19 protein-coding genes are annotated in these 16,665 nt (G+C 70.0%); 9 read left to right on the top strand and 10 right to left on the bottom strand.

The window, feature by feature from the left end; genetic code table 11:
• The 4 genes from DW309_RS05990 to DW309_RS06005 form a co-directional block, all read left to right on the top strand.
• A partial coding sequence (locus tag DW309_RS05990; protein ID WP_446724682.1) for a phosphotriesterase family protein occupies positions 1 to 313 on the top strand: 313 nt, incomplete at its 5' end.
• 48 nt (positions 314 to 361) lie between these two features.
• A complete protein-coding gene (locus tag DW309_RS05995) occupies positions 362 to 658 on the top strand; it encodes a putative quinol monooxygenase (protein ID WP_136029484.1) in 297 nt (98 codons plus the stop codon).
• 78 nt (positions 659 to 736) lie between these two features.
• Positions 737 to 1,279: a hypothetical protein gene (locus tag DW309_RS06000; RefSeq protein ID WP_136044845.1), complete on the top strand. Its 543-nt coding sequence runs from the start codon at positions 737 to 739 to the stop codon at positions 1,277 to 1,279.
• 83 nt (positions 1,280 to 1,362) lie between these two features.
• Positions 1,363 to 2,040: a hypothetical protein gene (locus tag DW309_RS06005; protein ID WP_205812647.1), complete on the top strand. Its 678-nt coding sequence runs from the start codon at positions 1,363 to 1,365 to the stop codon at positions 2,038 to 2,040.
• A gap of 126 nt (positions 2,041 to 2,166) precedes the next feature.
• On the opposite strand, the gene DW309_RS06010 is transcribed toward DW309_RS06005, so the two are convergent.
• The 5 genes from DW309_RS06010 to DW309_RS06030 all read right to left on the bottom strand — a co-directional run bounded on the left by DW309_RS06010 (position 2,167) and on the right by DW309_RS06030 (position 7,605).
• A complete protein-coding gene (locus tag DW309_RS06010; RefSeq protein ID WP_136029480.1) occupies positions 2,167 to 2,721 on the bottom strand; it encodes a VOC family protein in 555 nt (184 codons plus the stop codon).
• A gap of 125 nt (positions 2,722 to 2,846) precedes the next feature.
• Complete coding sequence (locus DW309_RS06015; RefSeq protein ID WP_136044846.1) at positions 2,847 to 3,851, bottom strand: ABC transporter substrate-binding protein; 1,005 nt, start codon at positions 3,849 to 3,851, stop codon at positions 2,847 to 2,849.
• Positions 3,852 to 4,008: 157 nt separating this feature from the next.
• Positions 4,009 to 5,043 (bottom strand): ABC transporter permease, encoded by a 1,035-nt coding sequence (locus DW309_RS06020; protein ID WP_205812648.1) that lies wholly within the window; start codon positions 5,041 to 5,043, stop codon positions 4,009 to 4,011.
• Positions 5,043 to 6,545: a sugar ABC transporter ATP-binding protein gene (locus DW309_RS06025; RefSeq protein ID WP_136036281.1), complete on the bottom strand. Its 1,503-nt coding sequence runs from the start codon at positions 6,543 to 6,545 to the stop codon at positions 5,043 to 5,045. Before DW309_RS06025 ends, DW309_RS06020 begins: the two co-directional genes overlap by 1 nt.
• A gap of 190 nt (positions 6,546 to 6,735) precedes the next feature.
• Complete coding sequence (locus DW309_RS06030) at positions 6,736 to 7,605, bottom strand: sugar phosphate isomerase/epimerase family protein (protein WP_136044847.1); 870 nt, start codon at positions 7,603 to 7,605, stop codon at positions 6,736 to 6,738.
• Between the two features lie 186 nt (positions 7,606 to 7,791).
• On the opposite strand from DW309_RS06030, the gene DW309_RS06035 reads away from it, so the two are divergent.
• On the top strand, positions 7,792 to 8,793 hold the full coding sequence (locus tag DW309_RS06035) for a LacI family DNA-binding transcriptional regulator (RefSeq protein ID WP_136044848.1): 1,002 nt from the start codon (positions 7,792 to 7,794) through the stop codon (positions 8,791 to 8,793).
• Positions 8,794 to 8,922: 129 nt separating this feature from the next.
• On the opposite strand, the gene DW309_RS06040 is transcribed toward DW309_RS06035, so the two are convergent.
• The 3 genes from DW309_RS06040 to DW309_RS06050 are packed head-to-tail and all read right to left on the bottom strand — an operon-like array spanning position 8,923 to position 11,606.
• Positions 8,923 to 9,342 (bottom strand): RbsD/FucU family protein, encoded by a 420-nt coding sequence (locus DW309_RS06040; protein WP_136044849.1) that lies wholly within the window; start codon positions 9,340 to 9,342, stop codon positions 8,923 to 8,925.
• A 16-nt stretch (positions 9,343 to 9,358) separates the two neighbouring features.
• The gene (locus DW309_RS06045; protein WP_136044850.1) at positions 9,359 to 10,324 is read right to left on the bottom strand and encodes an aldo/keto reductase; all 966 of its coding nucleotides are present in this window, start codon (positions 10,322 to 10,324) and stop codon (positions 9,359 to 9,361) included.
• Positions 10,311 to 11,606 carry an L-fuconate dehydratase gene (locus DW309_RS06050; protein ID WP_136029466.1) on the bottom strand — a complete coding sequence of 432 codons (1,296 nt, stop codon included), beginning with the start codon at positions 11,604 to 11,606 and terminating at the stop codon, positions 10,311 to 10,313. Before DW309_RS06050 ends, DW309_RS06045 begins: the two co-directional genes overlap by 14 nt.
• A 122-nt stretch (positions 11,607 to 11,728) precedes the next feature.
• Between DW309_RS06050 and DW309_RS06055 the strand changes: the two genes are divergently transcribed.
• Positions 11,729 to 12,589, top strand: a complete 861-nt coding sequence (locus DW309_RS06055) for a fumarylacetoacetate hydrolase family protein (protein ID WP_136044851.1) — start codon at positions 11,729 to 11,731, stop codon at positions 12,587 to 12,589.
• A complete protein-coding gene (locus tag DW309_RS06060; protein WP_136044852.1) occupies positions 12,571 to 13,338 on the top strand; it encodes an SDR family NAD(P)-dependent oxidoreductase in 768 nt (255 codons plus the stop codon). The genes DW309_RS06055 and DW309_RS06060 overlap by 19 nt, the downstream gene beginning before the upstream one ends.
• A gap of 165 nt (positions 13,339 to 13,503) precedes the next feature.
• On the opposite strand, the gene DW309_RS06065 is transcribed toward DW309_RS06060, so the two are convergent.
• Positions 13,504 to 14,394: an amidohydrolase family protein gene (locus DW309_RS06065; RefSeq protein ID WP_136044853.1), complete on the bottom strand. Its 891-nt coding sequence runs from the start codon at positions 14,392 to 14,394 to the stop codon at positions 13,504 to 13,506.
• A 47-nt stretch (positions 14,395 to 14,441) separates the two neighbouring features.
• On the opposite strand from DW309_RS06065, the gene DW309_RS06070 reads away from it, so the two are divergent.
• The gene (locus DW309_RS06070; RefSeq protein WP_136044854.1) at positions 14,442 to 15,119 is read left to right on the top strand and encodes a FadR/GntR family transcriptional regulator; all 678 of its coding nucleotides are present in this window, start codon (positions 14,442 to 14,444) and stop codon (positions 15,117 to 15,119) included.
• Positions 15,120 to 15,149: 30 nt separating this feature from the next.
• Here DW309_RS06070 and DW309_RS06075 read toward each other — a convergent pair whose 3' ends face one another.
• The gene (locus DW309_RS06075) at positions 15,150 to 15,812 is read right to left on the bottom strand and encodes a transaldolase family protein (RefSeq protein ID WP_168387190.1); all 663 of its coding nucleotides are present in this window, start codon (positions 15,810 to 15,812) and stop codon (positions 15,150 to 15,152) included.
• 118 nt (positions 15,813 to 15,930) lie between these two features.
• On the opposite strand from DW309_RS06075, the gene DW309_RS06080 reads away from it, so the two are divergent.
• The coding region (locus DW309_RS06080; RefSeq protein WP_136036275.1) for a ribokinase at positions 15,931 to 16,665 on the top strand (735 nt) is incomplete at its 3' end.

A 16,665-nucleotide genomic window follows, 5' to 3' on the forward strand; every position in this document is an offset into this window, starting at 1 on the left:
CCCCGGACTCCACGTGTCGCTCGCGGAGCGCGGCGCCCACCTCGGCTACGACGGCTTCGCCCGTCCGCGCACCCGATCCGACGCGGAACTGCTGGCCCTGACCGCCGCCGTGGTGGAACGCGGCGCGGGCGACCGCATCGTGCTCGGCGGCGACGTCGCCCGGCGCACGCGGTACATCGCCTACGGCGGGATGCCCGGGCTCGCCTACCTCGGCGACCGGTACCTGCCGCGACTGCGCGACGCGGTCGGCGATGCGGCCGTGCAGCGTATGCTCGTGCACACGCCCGCACGACTGCTCACCCTCGACCACTGAGACCGCGCCGCCCGACGCCGTCTCGCCGCCTCCACCCGAGGAGCCCCCATGACCGAACCCACCATCCTGCACGCCGTCTTCACCGCGAAGCCCGGGGCAGCCGACCGGGTCGCCGCACTCCTGCGGGAGTTCGCCGAGATCGTCCGCGCCGAGGAGGGCAACGTGGTGTTCGACGCCACGCGACTCGTCGACGACCCCGACCGCTTCTTCGTATACGAGGTGTACCGCGACGAGGCCGCGTTCCAGGAGCACCTCGCGGCGTCCGCCGGGGTCCCGTTCAACGCCGCGCTGCAGGAGCTGATCGTCGAGCCGGCCTCGATCCTCACCTTCCTCCGCCGCGTCTGACCCCCTGTCCGAGGTGCGCGCGCGGGCTCCTGTGGACAACCCGGACCGACGCGCCGGCGTTGCACGTACCGTGGCCCGGTGACTCGTCCCCACTCCCTTTCGACGCGCGCCCTCGCCGCCCTCGCCGTCTCCCTCGTCCTGCTCACCGGCTGCACTGCCGATCCGAAACCCTCCCCGTCTCCGACGCCGACCCCGCTGTTCGCCTCGAAGAAGGACGCCTTCGCCGCCGCCGAGGCCACCTATCGCGCCTACAACGACGCCCTGAACCTCGTGGATCCAGCCGATCCAGCCACCTTTGAGGCCGTCTTTGAGAGAACGACGGGCGACTTCCAAGCAGTGGATCGCAAGAACCTCTCCGTGATGCACGCCGAGGAACTGACAGTCTCGGGCGCGAATACCGTCGTGGCATTTCACCCCCTTCGAACGACGGCCACATACGACGAGGTCCGCGCCCGCATCTGTGTCGACGTCAGCTCGGTCCAGATCGTCGATGCACGCGGAGCGTCCAGAGTGGCGCAGGATCGAGCGCCGATCTATGTGGCAGATGTGACGTTCGTCTGGTCCGACGACGCATATCTGATCTCCCGCGCATCGAAGGCAGATGACTCGTCATGCGGCTGATCGCCTCCGTCGCCTTGGCCTGTTGCCTGCTTGCTTCAGCGTCGGATCACGACGACGGCGAATCAACCGCGGGCACGTCGTTCATGGCAGGCGCAGAGGGACGACAGCTCACCGTCACCGCAACCCAGACCACCCCCGCACCGCGTGGCACCACCGCTCCCCGCGGTCGGAAGAACGGCAGCGCCGCGCCGAAGCCGGCCGACCCGTGCGCCACTGTGCCGTACCCGTACAAGGCTTCGTGCGGGATCTACGGTGTCCGTGTCACCAGCGCCGACGGCGACCCGCTCACCATCTCGGATCTCGCCCGGTTCGCTCCCGAGCCGGTCGCCACGGCGGCCGAGCCGGGTGGGGTCGGGGTCGCCGGGCTTCCGACGAACTTCGTCACCGCCGCGACCGCGCACACGCAGCAGGGCACCATCCTCGACCTGGCCGTCACGGTGCGCTTCACCCCCATCGCGTTCGACACCACGTTCGGCGACGGCACCAGCGCCACCACCGCCACCGGGGGCCGCACCTGGGCCACCGCCCACCAGCCGCAGTTCACCCCGACTCCGACGAGCCACCTCTACCGCGACCGCGGCACCTACACCGCCGTCACCACGGTCCGCTACACGGCAGAGGTCGACCTGGGCAACGGCTGGTTCCCCGTCGCGGGAGAGCTCTCGGTCGCCGGGCCCGCCCAGAGCATCCGCATCTACGAGGCCACGTCCGCTCTCGTCCGCTACACCTGCGACGAGCAGCCCACCGCAGCCGGCTGTTGATTCCCGTCCCGTCGCCGTCGCACGGAGCGTCGAAGGAGACCGCCGGGATGTCCTTCGATCTCCGCTGGGCGGTTCGACTCGGCAACGGGCACCTGCGCGAGGATCAACAACACGGTTGCAATCCCGTCAGCTCGGCAGTCGCGGGTCCCGGAGCGATGCGATCGCCTGGACCAGGCTCTCGTGGATGTAGTCCAACTCCGGCGATGTGAAGCTCGACCAGTCCTCGGCGGTGTCGGCGCCATCCGTGGACCAGGCCTCGTCTTCACCGCTCGTGTCGTCGGTCTGCTCCTGGGCGGCGTGCCGGTAGACCCACCAGAGGTTGCCCGAGGGGTCGACGAACCGCGCAAGCGTGTCACCGAAGAAGTCGGTCGGTGTGGTCACGACGCGGGCGCCGAGGGCGACGGCCCGCGCCAGCGTTGCCTCCACGTCGACGACGTACACCTGGAGGAACCCGGGGGTGAACGGCCAGTCCGGCTTGCGGTCGGCGACCGTGATCATCGAGTCCCCGATGCGCAGCTCGGAATGCAGGATCAGGCCGTCGGTGTCGAGCGTTCGCGCCTGGGGCACATCCGAGGCATCGAAGACCTCGATCACGAAATCGATGATGCGGGCGGCATCGTCGGTCATGAGGAAGGGGTTGACGGTGTTCGACCCGGCAGGAACGGGAGCAGGTGTGGGCATGGTGCATCCTTTCGTTCCGCACAGGATGCCGTGCACCGCGGTCAGATCCTGTCCTGATGATCCTCCGTCCCGGAAACACGAAGCCCCCCGCCGCAAGGCGAGGGGCTCCGTGGTTCAGCGGGGTGTCACTCGTAGAGCACCGCGGCGATCTTGTCGTCGTCGATGTTGTTCTTGTCGTACCAGTAGGAACCGGTGTCGTAGAACTCCTCGACGTCGTCGCCGTTCGCGGCGTCGTATGCGGCCTGCACGACCTGCGCGCCGATGCCGATCGGGTCCTGCGTGATGGCGCCGGCCATGGTGCCGTCCTTGATCGCGTTGATCTGCGCGGCGCCGGAGTCGAAGCCGACGATGGTGATCTTGCCCTTCTCCAGGCCCAGCTCGTTGACGGCGTTCACGACACCGATCGCGGAGCCCTCGTTGGTGCCGTAGATGCCCTTGAGGTCGGGGTGGGCGGCGATCAGCGTCTTGGCGATGTCGGCCGACTTGAGGTGGTCGCCGTCACCGTACTGGATGTCAACGATCTCGATGTCGGGGTAGTCCGACTCGATCTTCTCGACGAAGCCGTCGCGACGCTCGACACCGGTCGAGTTGATCTGCGAGTGGCCGACGATCGCGACCTGCCCCTCGCCGCCGATCAGCTCGGCCATGTGCTCGGCCGCGAGCGCACCGGCGACCTTGCTGTCGGTCGCGGAGAGGCTCAGGCCCACGTCGCCGTCACACGGGGCGTCGAAGTAGACCACCGGGATGTCCTTCGACTTCGCCTGCTCGAGCGGGGCGACGCACGCCTCGGGGTCGAGCGCGGCGTAGGCGATGGCGTCGGGGTTCTTGTCGATCGCGGCGGTCAGCATCTCGAGCTGCTGCGCGATCTCGGTCTCCGCGGCGGGGCCCTCGAACGTGATCTTCACGCCGAGCTCCTCGGCCTTCTGCTCCGCACCCTTCTTCACGGCCTGCCAGAACTGGTGCTGGAAGCCCTTCGAGACGAGCGCGATGTACATCTCGCCGTCGCCGCTGCCGCTGCCGGAGCCGGAGCCTTCCTCGATGACGTCGCCGCCATCGCCGGCACAGCCGGCGAACACGAGCGCGGAAGCGGCCACGAGGGCTGCGAAGGCGGTCTTCTTCCCGAATTTCATGAAAACTCCATTGTTTGAGTACGAGCCGGATGGTTCTGTGTGATGCCGGCCAGGGCCGGCTGTGGGACATTCCTGGTGCCTGTGCGGAGGGACTCCGCGGGTCCGGCCGGGGCCGGGTGGGGCGGCGGCGGGCACGGGTTTCGCCGCCGCCCTGGTCTCAGGTGCGCTGCCGGTTGCGCAGCGAGTCGAGGAAGACCGCCAGCAGCACGACCACGCCGACGACGATGTTCTGCCACTCGGTCTGGATCGACATGATGCGCAGTCCGTTCACGAGCACACTCATGATCAGCGCGCCGATCACGGTGCCGAGGATCGAGCCGCGTCCGCCGAGGAGAGAGGTGCCGCCGATGATGACGGCCGCGATGGCCTGCAGCTCGTACCCGGTGCCGATCTGCGGCTGGGCGGAGTCGAGGCGCGAGGCGATCACGATGCCGGCGACTCCGGTGAAGGCCCCGGCGAACATGTAGATGAGGATCGTCCAGCGGCGCGTGTTCACACCGGAGAGGCGGGTGGCCTCCTCGTTCGAGCCGATCGCGAAGGTGTAGCGGCCGAGGAGCGTCTTCGACAGCACCAGCCACGCCACGATCGCGAGGGCGGCCGTGATGAGCACGGCGTTCGGGATGCCGGGGATGATCACGCCGAGCGCGATCTTCTTGAAGTCGGGCGCCGAGGTCGAGAAGTAGATCGGCGCGACGTTCGAGATGACGAGGGCGAGGCCGCCGGCGATCATCATCATCGCGAGCGTGGCGATGAACGGGGGAAGGCGGAGGAACGTGATGTTCACACCGTTGATGAGGCCCATCAGCACACCGGTCGCGATGCCGCCGATCACGCCCAGCCAGACAGGGAGGCCGAGGTTGGTGACGATCACGCCGGTCATCACGGCGCACAGGGCCATGCCGGTGCCGATCGACAGGTCGATGCCGCCCGTGATGATGACGAACGTGGTGCCGAGGGCGAGGATGCCGATGACCGCGGTCGACAGCAGCACGGTGGCGATGTTGCTGAAGGTGAAGAAGTTGGGGCTGGCGATCGAGAAGAAGATGACCAGCACGATCAGGGTGCCGAAGGCCAGCGACTGCTGGAACTGGCGCTTCAGGAATCCGCCGATGTCGCGCTTGTCGGTGTTCTCGTTCACGGCCGTCTGGATGATGGTCGTCGTCGACCCTCCGGGCTGCTGTGGGGTGCTCATCAGTCTTCCTCCCCGTGGGCTGCGAGTTGCATGATCTTCTCCTGGCTGGCTTCCTCGTTGCGGAGCGTCCCGGTGATGCGCCCGTTCGCGAACACGGCGATGCGGTTCGCGACGCGCAGGATCTCGGGGAGCTCCGACGAGATGACGATGATGGACTTGCCGCTGTCGGCGAGCTGCTGCATGAGGCGGTAGATCTCCTCCTTCGCGCCGACGTCGATGCCTCGCGTCGGCTCGTCGAAGATGAGGATGTCGCAGTCGCGCATCAGCCACCGGGCGATGACGACCTTCTGCTGGTTCCCTCCGGAGAGCAGCTTGACGACCTGGTTGACCGAGGGGGTCTTCACGCGCAGCTGCTGCACGTACTCCTTGGTGCGGTTCTTGGCCTTGCCGTCGCCCATCCAGCCGATGCCGTTGGCGTAGCTGCCGAGCGAGGCGAGCACGGTGTTGAACGTGACGTCCTGTTCGAGCATGAGCCCGAGCAGCTTGCGGTCCTCGGAGAGGTAGCCCACGCCGTGCTTGACCGCGTCGGCGGGCTGGGCGATCCGCGCCTGGCGCCCGCCGATGGTGATGGTGCCGCCGTCGCGGTGGTCGGCGCCGATCACGGCACGGGCGGTCTCGGTGCGTCCCGCGCCCATGAGGCCGGCGAACCCGAGGATCTCGCCCTTGTGCAGCTGGAACGACACGTCTTTCAGGAGGGTCTTCGTCGACAGCCCCTGCACGTCGAGCACGACCGGGTCGTTCAGGTGCTCGCGGGCCTGCGGGCGGGTCCCCTCGTCGATCACGCGGCCGACCATCATCTCGATGATCTTCGGGATCGTGATCTCCGCCTTGTCGAGTGATCCGATGTATGTGCCGTCGCGGAGGACGGTCACGCGGTCGGCGAGGCGCCGCAGCTCGTCCATCCGGTGCGAGATGTAGACGATGCCGGTGCCGCGCGCCTTGAGCTGCTCGATCAGCACGAACAGCGTCTCGACCTCGCTGTCGGTGAGGGCCGAGGTGGGCTCGTCCATGATGAGCACCTTGGCGTTGAACGACAGCGCCTTGGCGATCTCGACCATCTGCTGCTCGGCCACCGTGAGCTCGCCGACGAGCTGTCGCGGGTTGAGGTGGATGCCGAGGCGCTGGAGCAGCTCCGCCGTCTGCGTGTTGAGCTTGCGCTCCGACAGGAACGGGCCGGTCGTGGGCTCGCGGCCGACGTAGATGTTCTGGGCGACGGTGAGGTCGGGCATCAGGTTGAGCTCCTGATGGATGATCGTGATGCCGAGCTCCTGCGCCTGCAGCGGGCTGGTGAGCTCGACCTCGCGGCCCTCGAACGTGATGGTGCCCTCGTCCTTGGTGTAGATGCCGGAGAGGATCTTCATCAGCGTGGACTTGCCGGCGCCATTCTCTCCCACGAGCACGAGCACCTCGCCCTCGCGCACCTCGAGGTGCACATCCTTCAGCGCCTGCACGCCGGGGAATCCCTTGCTGATCCCCTCGACCCTGAGGATGGGTCCACTCATGCGCTCACCTGCTTCCTTGGAGGTCGTCTCGCGATTGGCGGATCATTCCGCCGTAAACATCGGATCAATTCTGCGTCCTGCACCCGGGCTGGTGCAAGTTGTATCTAAATGTATCTAAAGATCATTCGATCGGGAAGACCTGTAATAACATCTTGATCTCGACCGAGGATCCCGTCGCCGCTGACCCGGCTCAGTGCAGCCGGATCGAGTCGACCGCGACGAGCTTGTCGCGGATATAGGCGTTGGCGTGCGCGCCGAGCTCGTCGTTGTCGGTCCAGAGGTTGCGCCAGATGCCCAGCATGCGACTGAGGTCGGGAGCGACCACCGCCGACGAGAACGACTCGAAGACGATCGGCCCGTCGTAGCCGATGCGGCCGAGCGCCTTGAAGAACGTGTCGAAGTCGACCGTGCCGGTGCCCAGATACCCGCGGTGGCTCTCGCCGATGTGCACGTACCGCAGCGCCGGAGCCGCGTCGAGCACCGGGGCGAACATGTCCGACTCCTCGATGTTCATGTGGTACGTGTCCAGGTGCACGCCGAGGTTCGGGCGGTCCACCTCCGCCAGGTACGCCAGGGCCTGCCGCGCGGTGTTGAGCACGTTGGTCTCATAGCGGTTCACCACCTCGAGCGACACCGAGACCCCGCGCTCGGCGGCGTGGTCGGCGACCCGGGCGATCGTGCGACGGCTCGACGCGAGCCCCTCCGGTGTCACCGGGTCCATGTACTTCTGCATGGCGCTGTAGATCACGCCGCAGAAGTGGGTCCCGCCCAGCTCGGCCAGCACGTCGACCGCGCGCAGCAGCAGCGCCTCACCGGCCGCGACCACATCCGGGTCGGAGCTCGTGACGTCGGTCTCCGCGGAGAGCCCGAGGGAGGCACTGACCGCGAGACCGTGCTCGGCGAGGGCGCCCTTCGCCGCCGCGACGTCGAACGTGAACGGGTCCATCAGCGGGAACTCGATCAGGTCGAACCCGGCCTGCTTCGTCTTCTCCACCGCGAGGCGGATGCCGTCGGCGTCGAAGGTTCCGGTCCAGACGAGTCCGTGACAGCCGATGTTCATGAGACCTCTCCCGGCGGGTGTGCGGCACCGTCGCCGTCCGGACTTGGCACGTTCCAATTCCGGGTTCGACACACGTTAGGTCCGACAACGACGGCCTGTCAAGAACTTTCTTGGCACGTTGCAATCCCTCGGCTAGCCTGGTGTCGCCGCCGGGGTCGCCTCGGCCCGTATCGACGAAGGAGACCGATGCCCGCCAGCGTGAAAGACGTGGCCGCCCTCGCCGGCGTCTCCTCCTCGACGGTCTCCAACTACCTCAACCACCCCCACGTGCTCGGGGAGGGCAGCCGGGAGAAGGTGCGGGCGGCCATCGAGCAGCTGGGCTTCGTGCCGAACGAATCGGCGCGGCAGCTGCGGGCGGGGTCGAGCAAGGCCCTGGCGCTGATCCTCCTCGACGCGTGGCTGCCATACTTCCACGAGCTGTCCCGCGGTGTCGACGACGTGGCGCGCGAGGGCGGCTGGTCGCTCTTCTTCAGCAACAGCGACCGGGATGCCGACCGCGAGCAGCGCAACATCGACATGTTCGAGGCGCATCGCGTGCAGGGCATCGTCATCTATCCGCTCGGCGACGTGGTGCCGCGCCTGGAGCGACTCGCCGATCGCGGCATCCGCTCCGTCGTGGTCGGGCCGATCCGCGAATCCGCCACCGTCGCCTCCGTGCTGTTCGACGACCGCGCGGGCGGACGGCTCGCCGGCGAGCACCTCGTCGACCTCGGGCGGCGGCGCATCCTCTTCCTGGGCAACCCCGCGGTGACCGAGTCGAACGACCGCCTGGCGGGACTGCGCGACGCCACGGCGGGCACGGGCGCGGAGGTCGAGGTGCGGGAGGTCGGGCACCTCGCCACCGAGGACGGACTGACCGCGGGCGCGGAGATCGTGGCGCAACCGGCGGACGAACGGCCCGATGCGATCTTCGCCGCGAACGACATGGTGGCGCTCGGCGTGCTGACGCAGCTGCTGCGGCACGGCATCCGCGTGCCGGAGGACATCGCGCTGGTCGGCTTCGACGACGTGGCCGAGGCGCACCAGAGCGTCGTGCCGCTCACGAGCGTCCGCCAGCCCGGCTACGAGATCGGTCGCGCGGCCGGTGCAGCGCTGCTGGCTCAGCTCGCCGACCCCGCGGCTCCCCCGCCCGCGACCCCGCCGTTCCCCGCCGAGCTCATCATCCGCGAATCCACCCGCGGCCGCTGACCCGCATCACACCGCACGCACCGTGGGCGCCGGATCCGGGTCACACCTCCGGAGAAGGGGCGCGCCCGGCGCCGGTAGCGCGCGGGAGGCCGGGTGTCCCCGCTGTTCCCCTGAGTCGTGAACCGATCGTCAGGCGGAGGGGTGGCCGACGACGCCCTTGCGGAGCAGCGCGTTGCCGTACTTGCGGGTCTCGCCCGTGCGCACCAGGAGATACGCGTCCTTCGCGACGTCGTAGTACGCGAAGCGCTCCACGAACCGGGTCGTGTCGACCGCCGTGCCCGCCGCGTCCATGAGCTCGCGCTGCACGTCGAGCACCTCGCCGTCGGCCGACGCCATCAGGTCGAGGCCGGGCGCATCGTCGAGGGGCAGCACCGTGCGGATCGCCGCGACGACCTCGGGCGTCGTCGTGCCGGGGAGGTCGACCACCCGGGCGCCCAGCCCCCACGCGGGGAAGTGCGCATCGGCGACGACCACGGCGTCGGAGTGCCCCATGCGGTCGAGGTGCAGTAGCAGCTCGCCGGTCAGCAGCGGGTGGATTCCTTCGAGCACGACGGCTCCTCTCGGGTCAGGCGGGGATGAGACCCTCGGCGGCGAGGTTCTCCCACAGTGCGGACGGGATCTCCCGCGCAGCGTACTCGGCGTTCTGCGTCAGCTGCGCGGGGCGACTGCCGCCCACGACCACCGAGCGCACCACGTCGGACTGCAGCGGGAACTGGATCGCGGCCGCGGGCAGCGGCACCCCGTGGTCGGCGCACACCGCGGCGATGCGCACCAGCCGGTCCCACAGCTCGTCGGGCAGCTGCCCGTACTCGTAGCGTCCGTCGCGCCGCGGCTCGTTCGACGCGAGCAGCCCGGAGTTGAACACCGAGGCCGCCACGATGCCGGTCGAGGTCTCGCGGCACGCCGGCAGCACGTCGACCGCGGCGGGCTGTTCGAGCAGCGTGTACCGCCCGGCAACCATGACGAGGTCGAGGTCGGCGGCCCGCACCGATGCGGAGAGCGCCTCCGACACCATCGAGCCGATGCCGATCGCGGTCACCTCGCCGTCCGCACGCACCTGCTCCAGCGCGGGGAGGGCCTCCGCCAGCGCGAGGTCGAGGTCGTGGCGCTCGGGGTCGTGCAGGTAGAGCAGGTCGATGCGCTCGATGCCGAGGCGTTCGCGCGACTCGTCGAGGCTCGTGCGGATGCCCTCCGCCGAGAAGTCCCACACGCGCTGCAGGGTGTCGGGCACGTGGAAGTCGTTCGCGGTGTCGAGACCCCCCGCGTGGTCGGGGTTGGGGCGCAGCAGCCGTCCGACCTTGGTGGACAGCACGTACTCGTCGCGGGGCTTCGTGCGCAGGAAGGCTCCGAGACGACGCTCGGACAGCCCGAGCCCGTAGTGCGGCGCGGTGTCGTAGAAGCGGATGCCGCTCTCCCACGCCGCGTCCAGCACGGCCCAGGCCTCGTCGTCGGACAGCTCCCGGAACAGGTTGCCGACGTTCGCGGCACCGTAGCCGAGCGTCGGGACGGCCAGGCGGTCAGGCACCGACATGCGCACCCGTCCAGGTGTACTCGGCGATGCTGTCGGTCTTCATCTCCATGCCGGTACCCGGCGCGGTGGGCGCCATGTACGAGCCGCCCTGGATGTCGGTCGGCACGACGAAGTGCTCGTGCAGGTGGTCGACGAACTCGATCAGCCGGCCCTCGCGCGTGCCCGAGACGGCGACGAAGTCGAACATCGACAGGTGCTGCACGGCCTCGCACAGCCCGACGCCGCCGGCGTGCGGGCAGACCGGCACGTCGAACTTCGCGGCGAGCAGCAGGTTCGCGATGTTCTCGTTGACCCCGGCCACGCGCACGGCGTCGATCTGCATGACGGAGATCGCGTCGGCCTGCAGCAGCTGCTTGAAGATCATGCGGTTCTGCGCGTGCTCGCCGGTGGCGACGCGGATGGGCGCCACCCCGCGGGCGATCTCGGCGTGCCCGAGGATGTCGTCGGGGCTCGTGGGCTCCTCGATCCAGGCGGGGTGGAACTCGGCGAGGGCGTTCACCCACTCGATCGCCTCCGATACCTCCCAGCGCTGGTTGGCATCGATCGCGATCGGGAAGTCGGGGCCGCAGACCTCGCGCGCCTTGCGGAAGCGGCGGATGTCGTCCTGCAGGTCGGCGCCGACCTTGAGCTTGATCTGCGTGAAGCCGTCGGCCATCGCCTCGCGCGCCAGGCGTTCGAGCTTCTCGTCGGAGTAGCCCAACCACCCCGGGCTGGTGGTGTAGCCGGGGTAGCCGGTGGCGAGCAGCTGCTGCTCCCGCTCGGCGCGACCGGGCTCGGCGGCGCGGAGGATGTCGAGCGCCTCGTCGCGGGTGAGGGCGTTGGTGAGGTAGCGGAAGTCGACCAGGTCGACCAGCTCCTCCGGCGTCATCCGGGCGAGGAGCTGCCACAGCGGCAGGCCCGCGCGCTTGGCCTTGATATCCCACAGCGCGTTGATCACGGCGCCGATGGCCATGTGCATGACGCCCTTCTCCGGCCCGAGCCAGCGCAGCTGCGAGTCGCCGATGATCTCGCGGAAGGTGCCGCCCATGTCGTCGAGCAGCGGCTCGAGCTCCCGGCCGACCAGGTGCCCCGCGAGGGCGTCGATCGCAGCGACCTGCACGTCGTTGCCCCGTCCGATCGTGAACACGAACGCGTGCCCCTCGATGTCGTCCTCCGCATCCGTGCGCACGATGACGTACGCGGCGGAGTAGTCGGGGTCGGGGTTCATCGCGTCCGACCCGTCCAGACTCAGGGACGTGGGGAAGCGGATGTCGGTGGTGTCGAGGGCGACGATACGGCTCACGGGATTCCTCTCCATGCACGGGACTTCTTCCGTGCGGATCCCTTGGAGTGTAAACATCCGATGTCTATACTGTCAACGAGACCGGCCGCCGCAGAGCGGCTTCCCGAACGATCAGGAGAATCATGAAGTTCGCGCGGCTCGGCACCCCTGGGGCGGAGATCCCCGTCCTCGTGGAGGGTGACCGTTACCTCGACCTCCGCCCACTGACATCCGATGTCAACGGCGACTTCCTCGCCGGAGACGTCGCCGCCCGCGTCGCCGCCGCGCGCGACGCCGGAGAGCTCCCCGAGCTGCCCGACGCCGCGGGGATGCGCGTCGGCGCCCCCATCGCCCGCCCCAGCGCGGTCATCTGCATCGGCATGAACTACGCCGCGCACGCGGCCGAGTCCGGCTCCGAGCCGCCGACCATCCCGATCATCTTCCTCAAGACCCCGAACACCGTGGTCGGCCCGAACGACACCGTCACGATTCCGCGCGGCAGCGAGAAGACCGACTGGGAGGTCGAGCTCGGAATCGTGATCGGCGCCCGCGCCGCCTACCTCGACTCCCCCGACGAGGCGATGGCGCACGTCGCCGGCTTCGTCGCCGCGAACGACGTGTCGGAGCGCGACTTCCAGATGGCGGTGTCGGGCGGGCAGTGGTCGAAGGGCAAGATCGCGTTCGGCTTCAACCCCACCGGACCGTGGCTGGTCACGCCCGACGAGGTGGACCACCGGGCCCTCGGCCTCCGCAGCTTCGTCAACGGCGAGCCGCGGCAGGACTCGAACACGAGCGACATGATCTTCCCGGTCGAGCAGATCGTGCACCACCTGTCGCAGTACGTGACGCTGGAGCCCGGCGACCTGATCCTCACCGGCACCCCGCAGGGCGTGGCCCTGTCGGGCAAGTACCCCTATCTCGGCGCGGGTGACGTGGTGGAGATCGAGATCGACGGCCTCGGCCGGCAGCGACAGGAGTTCGTGGCATGGGAGGCGCAGAAGTGAGCGGAACGATGGACGGCCTGGTGGCGATCGTCACGGGCGGGGCCTCCGGCATCGGCGCGGCGATCGCCCGCCGCCTGCACGACGACGGCGCCACGGTCGCCGTGCTCGACCGCGACACGACGAACGCCGACGAGCGCTTCGCCGCGTTCACCGCCGACGTGTCCGACCGCGCGAGCGTCGACGCGGCCGTGGCCGCCGTCGCCGAGCGCTTCGGCCGCATCGACATCGTGGTCAACAACGCCGGCATCGGCGCGCAGGGCGACATCGCCGCGAACGACGACGACGAGTGGGCGCGCGTGCTCTCGATCAACGTGACCGGCATCGCCCGCGTGACCTCGGCGGCACTGCCGTGGCTGCGGAAGTCGCCCGCCGCCGCCGTGTGCAACACCGCGTCGATCGCCTCCACCACCGGCCTCCCGCAGCGCGCGCTCTACTCCGCGTCGAAGGGCGCCGTGTCGGCCCTCACCCGCGCGATGGCCGCCGATCACCTGCGCGAGGGCATTCGCGTCAACGCCGTGAATCCCGGCACCGCCGACACCCCCTGGGTCGGGCGGCTGCTCGACTCCGCCGCCGACCCCGAGGCCGAGCGCGCCGCCCTCGAAGCACGACAGCCCCACGGACGGCTCGTCAGCCCGGACGAGGTCGCCGCGGCCGTCGCCTACCTGGTGGGACCGGGCGCGGGCTCGACCACGGGCACGTTCCTCGAGGTGGACGGCGGGATGGCGCAGCTGCGGCTCCGCCCCGAGTGACCTCGCACCCTCCTCGACGAGAGGGCCCGGCGACTCCCTGAGACGCCGGGCCCTCTCGCGTGTGGGCTGCCGTGCGGAGTCGGTGCGGGATCGAGAACGTGCCGCGCAGGGGCTTCGGGGGTGACATATCGCACGCGCACCGCGCGACGGGATGGGGCGGGGGGGTCAGAGGCGATAGAACGCGGCGGCGGTGTCGTGGAAGAGGGCGGTCCGGTCGATGCCGCGGGAGTCCGCCCACGTCGAGACCGCGTCGGCCCAGCGGCTGCGGGCGGTCGGCTGATACGTCGACGGGGCGTCCGAGGCGGCGTCCGTGCGGGCCGGGCCGACCGCGGAGACCGGCCAGTCGGTACCCCACATCAGGCGCTCCGGCCCGAAGACGTCGGCCGCGGTGTCCAGGAACGGCTCGAGCTGCGCGAGGCTCCAGTCACCACCCGCCTCCGCCGGAAGGCCCGACACCTTGCAGTACACCTGCGGGTGGCGTGCGAGCTCGGCGAGGTCGCGCTCCCACTCCGCCGCCGGGGCCAGCGGAGCGTGCGCGGTGCCGACCGCGGGCTTGCCGAGGTGATCCAGCACCATGCGCAGCTCGGGGATCGCGGCGGACAGCCGCGCGACGTCGGGCAGCTGCCACGACCGCACGCACGCGTCGAACGCCCAGCCGTGGGCCGCGACCTCTCGCGCGCCCGTCACGAACGCGGACGACAGCGCCACCGCATCCGGCTCGTCCTGCAGGATGTGCCGCACGCCCACCACCAGCGGCTCCGCCGTGAGGCTCTCCAGGTGCACGGTCGTGTCGGTGCCGCGGTCGAGTCGGGCGCCCGCGACGATGCCGACCACCCCGAGCCGCTCGGCCTGTCCCGCGACCCACCGCACCTCGTCGAGCTCGTCGTCGACCGCGGTGCCCGCCTGCACGAAGATCGCGCGCTCCTCGGTCGACCCGTCGATGCGGGCGCCCTCGATCTCCTCCGCGGCGAACCGCGCGGCGAGGGGCCCCTCCAGCCACGAGTAGGTCAGAACCTCCGGGTCCCACAGGTGCAGGTGCGAGTCGAGGGTGCGCATGCCCCCATCCTGCCGTAGACATCCGATCACTGTGCAAGGATGACGCCATGGCTGTCACTGACGAGGCGATCGAGAAGATCAAGGCGATGATCGTGTCGGGCGAACTGGCGCCCGGCGATCGCCTGCCCCCGGAGAAGGAGCTGTCCGAACGACTCGGGCTCTCGCGCAACTCGATGCGCGAGGCGGTCAAGGCGCTCGAGGTGATCCGCGTGCTCGACGTGCGCCGCGGCGACGGCACCTACGTCACGAGCCTGGAGCCGCATCTGCTGCTCGAGGCGATCGCGTTCGTGGTCGACATGCACGACGACGACTCGATGCTGGAGATGTTCGCGGTGCGGCGGATGCTCGAGTCGCAGGCGACCGGGCTCGCCGCGACGCTCGGCAGCGAGGAGGCGATCGCGGCCGTGCAGAAGGAGGTCGCCGGCATCGACGCCGGCGTGAGCATCGAGGAGCTCGTCGACCACGACATCCGCTTCCACCGCGACATCGTGGCGATGGCGGGCAACGCCTATCTGGCCAGCCTGATCGAGCACCTGAGCAGCCAGACCGTGCGGGCTCGCGTGTGGCGAGGGCTCACCGAGGGCGGCGCGGTCGAGCGCACGCTGTCGGAGCACCGCGCGATCGCCGACGCCATCGCCCAGCGCGACTCCGCTCTCGCCACGTCGCTCGCCACGGCCCACATCGCGGGCGTGGAGCGCTGGCTGCGGCAGGCCGCGACCGCCTGAGCCGCACCGCGACGGAGCGAGCGGGGCGGGTCAGGCTCCCAGGCGCACCATGGCCGCGTCGAACTCGGCGGCGGAGGTGTCGCTGACCGGGTTGGACAGCACCTGGTCGAGCACGTCGGGGGCGGCGGTGAAGTAGGGCACGCCGGCGCGTCGGAGGCCGACCAGATCCTCCGCCGACCGCAGCGACGCGGCGAGCACGTTCGAGTCGGTCCCCGCGCACATCTCCTGCATCCGCGCGATCACGACCTCGCCGTCGACGCCCGCGTCGCGCATCCGGCCGAGGTAGGGGGCGAGGTACCGGGCGCCGATCGCGGCGCCCGCGAGGGCCTGTGCCACGGAGTACACGGCCGTGACGAGCACGGTCGCCCCGTCGCGCACGAGGGCGGACGCGGCCGCGAAGCCGTCGGGCGTGGCGGGGACCTTCACCGCCACCCGGTCGCCCAGCGCCCGGATGCCCTCGGCGTTGCGCAGGAAGGAGGCGGTGTCGCCGCCCCAGGTCTGGAAGAACACCTCGCGGGCACCCTCCTCGACCCATCGGGCGTAGAGGTCGGGGATCTCCGCGGCGGTGCGGCCGCCCCGTTCGAGGATCGTGGGGTTGGTGGTGACCCCGTAGACCACGCCCGCGGCGAGCAGCCGGGAGACGCGGTCGACGTCGGCGCTGTCGACGTACAGGCGGGGCGCGATCGGGGTCATCGGGGTCTCCTCGCGGGAACCTGTCGTTACAGGTTCGGTTTCGGCTAATGTAATGACAGCTCCGAGCCTAGTCAACGCCACCGGAGCGCCCGCGCTGTCGAGGAGGATCAGGAGCGAGATGACACCCGCACACCCCGGCGACCGCACCGGCGTCGTCATCGTCGGCAGCGTCACGGCCGACGTCACCACCTTCTCCGGTCGGCTGCCGGCCCGCGGCGAGACCATCCTGGGCGACGAGTTCACGCTCATGCTCGGCGGCAAGGGGGCGAACCAGGCGGTCGCGGCCGGACGCTCCGGTGCACGCACGAGCTTCGTCGGCTGCGTGGGAGACGACCTGTTCCACGACCTCGTGGTGGACGGGCTCACGGCCGCCGGTGTCGACCTCACCCACCTGCGCACGGTCCCCGGCCCCACGGGCATCGCGCACATCCGCGTCGACGCGTCGGCGCAGAACGACATCGTGATGGTGCCGCTCGCGAACGCCGCGCTCAGCACCGCGCAGATCGACGAGGCGCTCACCGCCCTCGCCCCCACCACGTCCGTCCTGCTGACCCAGCTGGAGACGCCGTCGGCGCTGACCGCCCACATCACGGCCCGCGGGCGGGAGCACGGCATGACCGTGATCCTCGACCCCGCCCCCGCCGCGGAGCTCCCGCCCGCCCTCTGGCGCAGCATCGACATCGTCACGCCCAACGAGACCGAGGCGTCGCTCATCAGCGGCATCGAGGTGACCGACGCGGCGTCGGCCGAGCGCGCGGGCCGCTGGTTCCTCGCCCAGGGCGTGGGCGCCGCGGTCGTCACGCTCGCCGGACAGGGGTCGTGCGTGGTCACCGCGGAGGGCGCGACGGTCGTC

Origin of the sequence: Microbacterium sp. K41, assembly GCF_004794395.1 — a bacterium.
Classification (GTDB): Bacteria; Actinomycetota; Actinomycetes; order Actinomycetales; family Microbacteriaceae; genus Microbacterium; species Microbacterium sufflavum.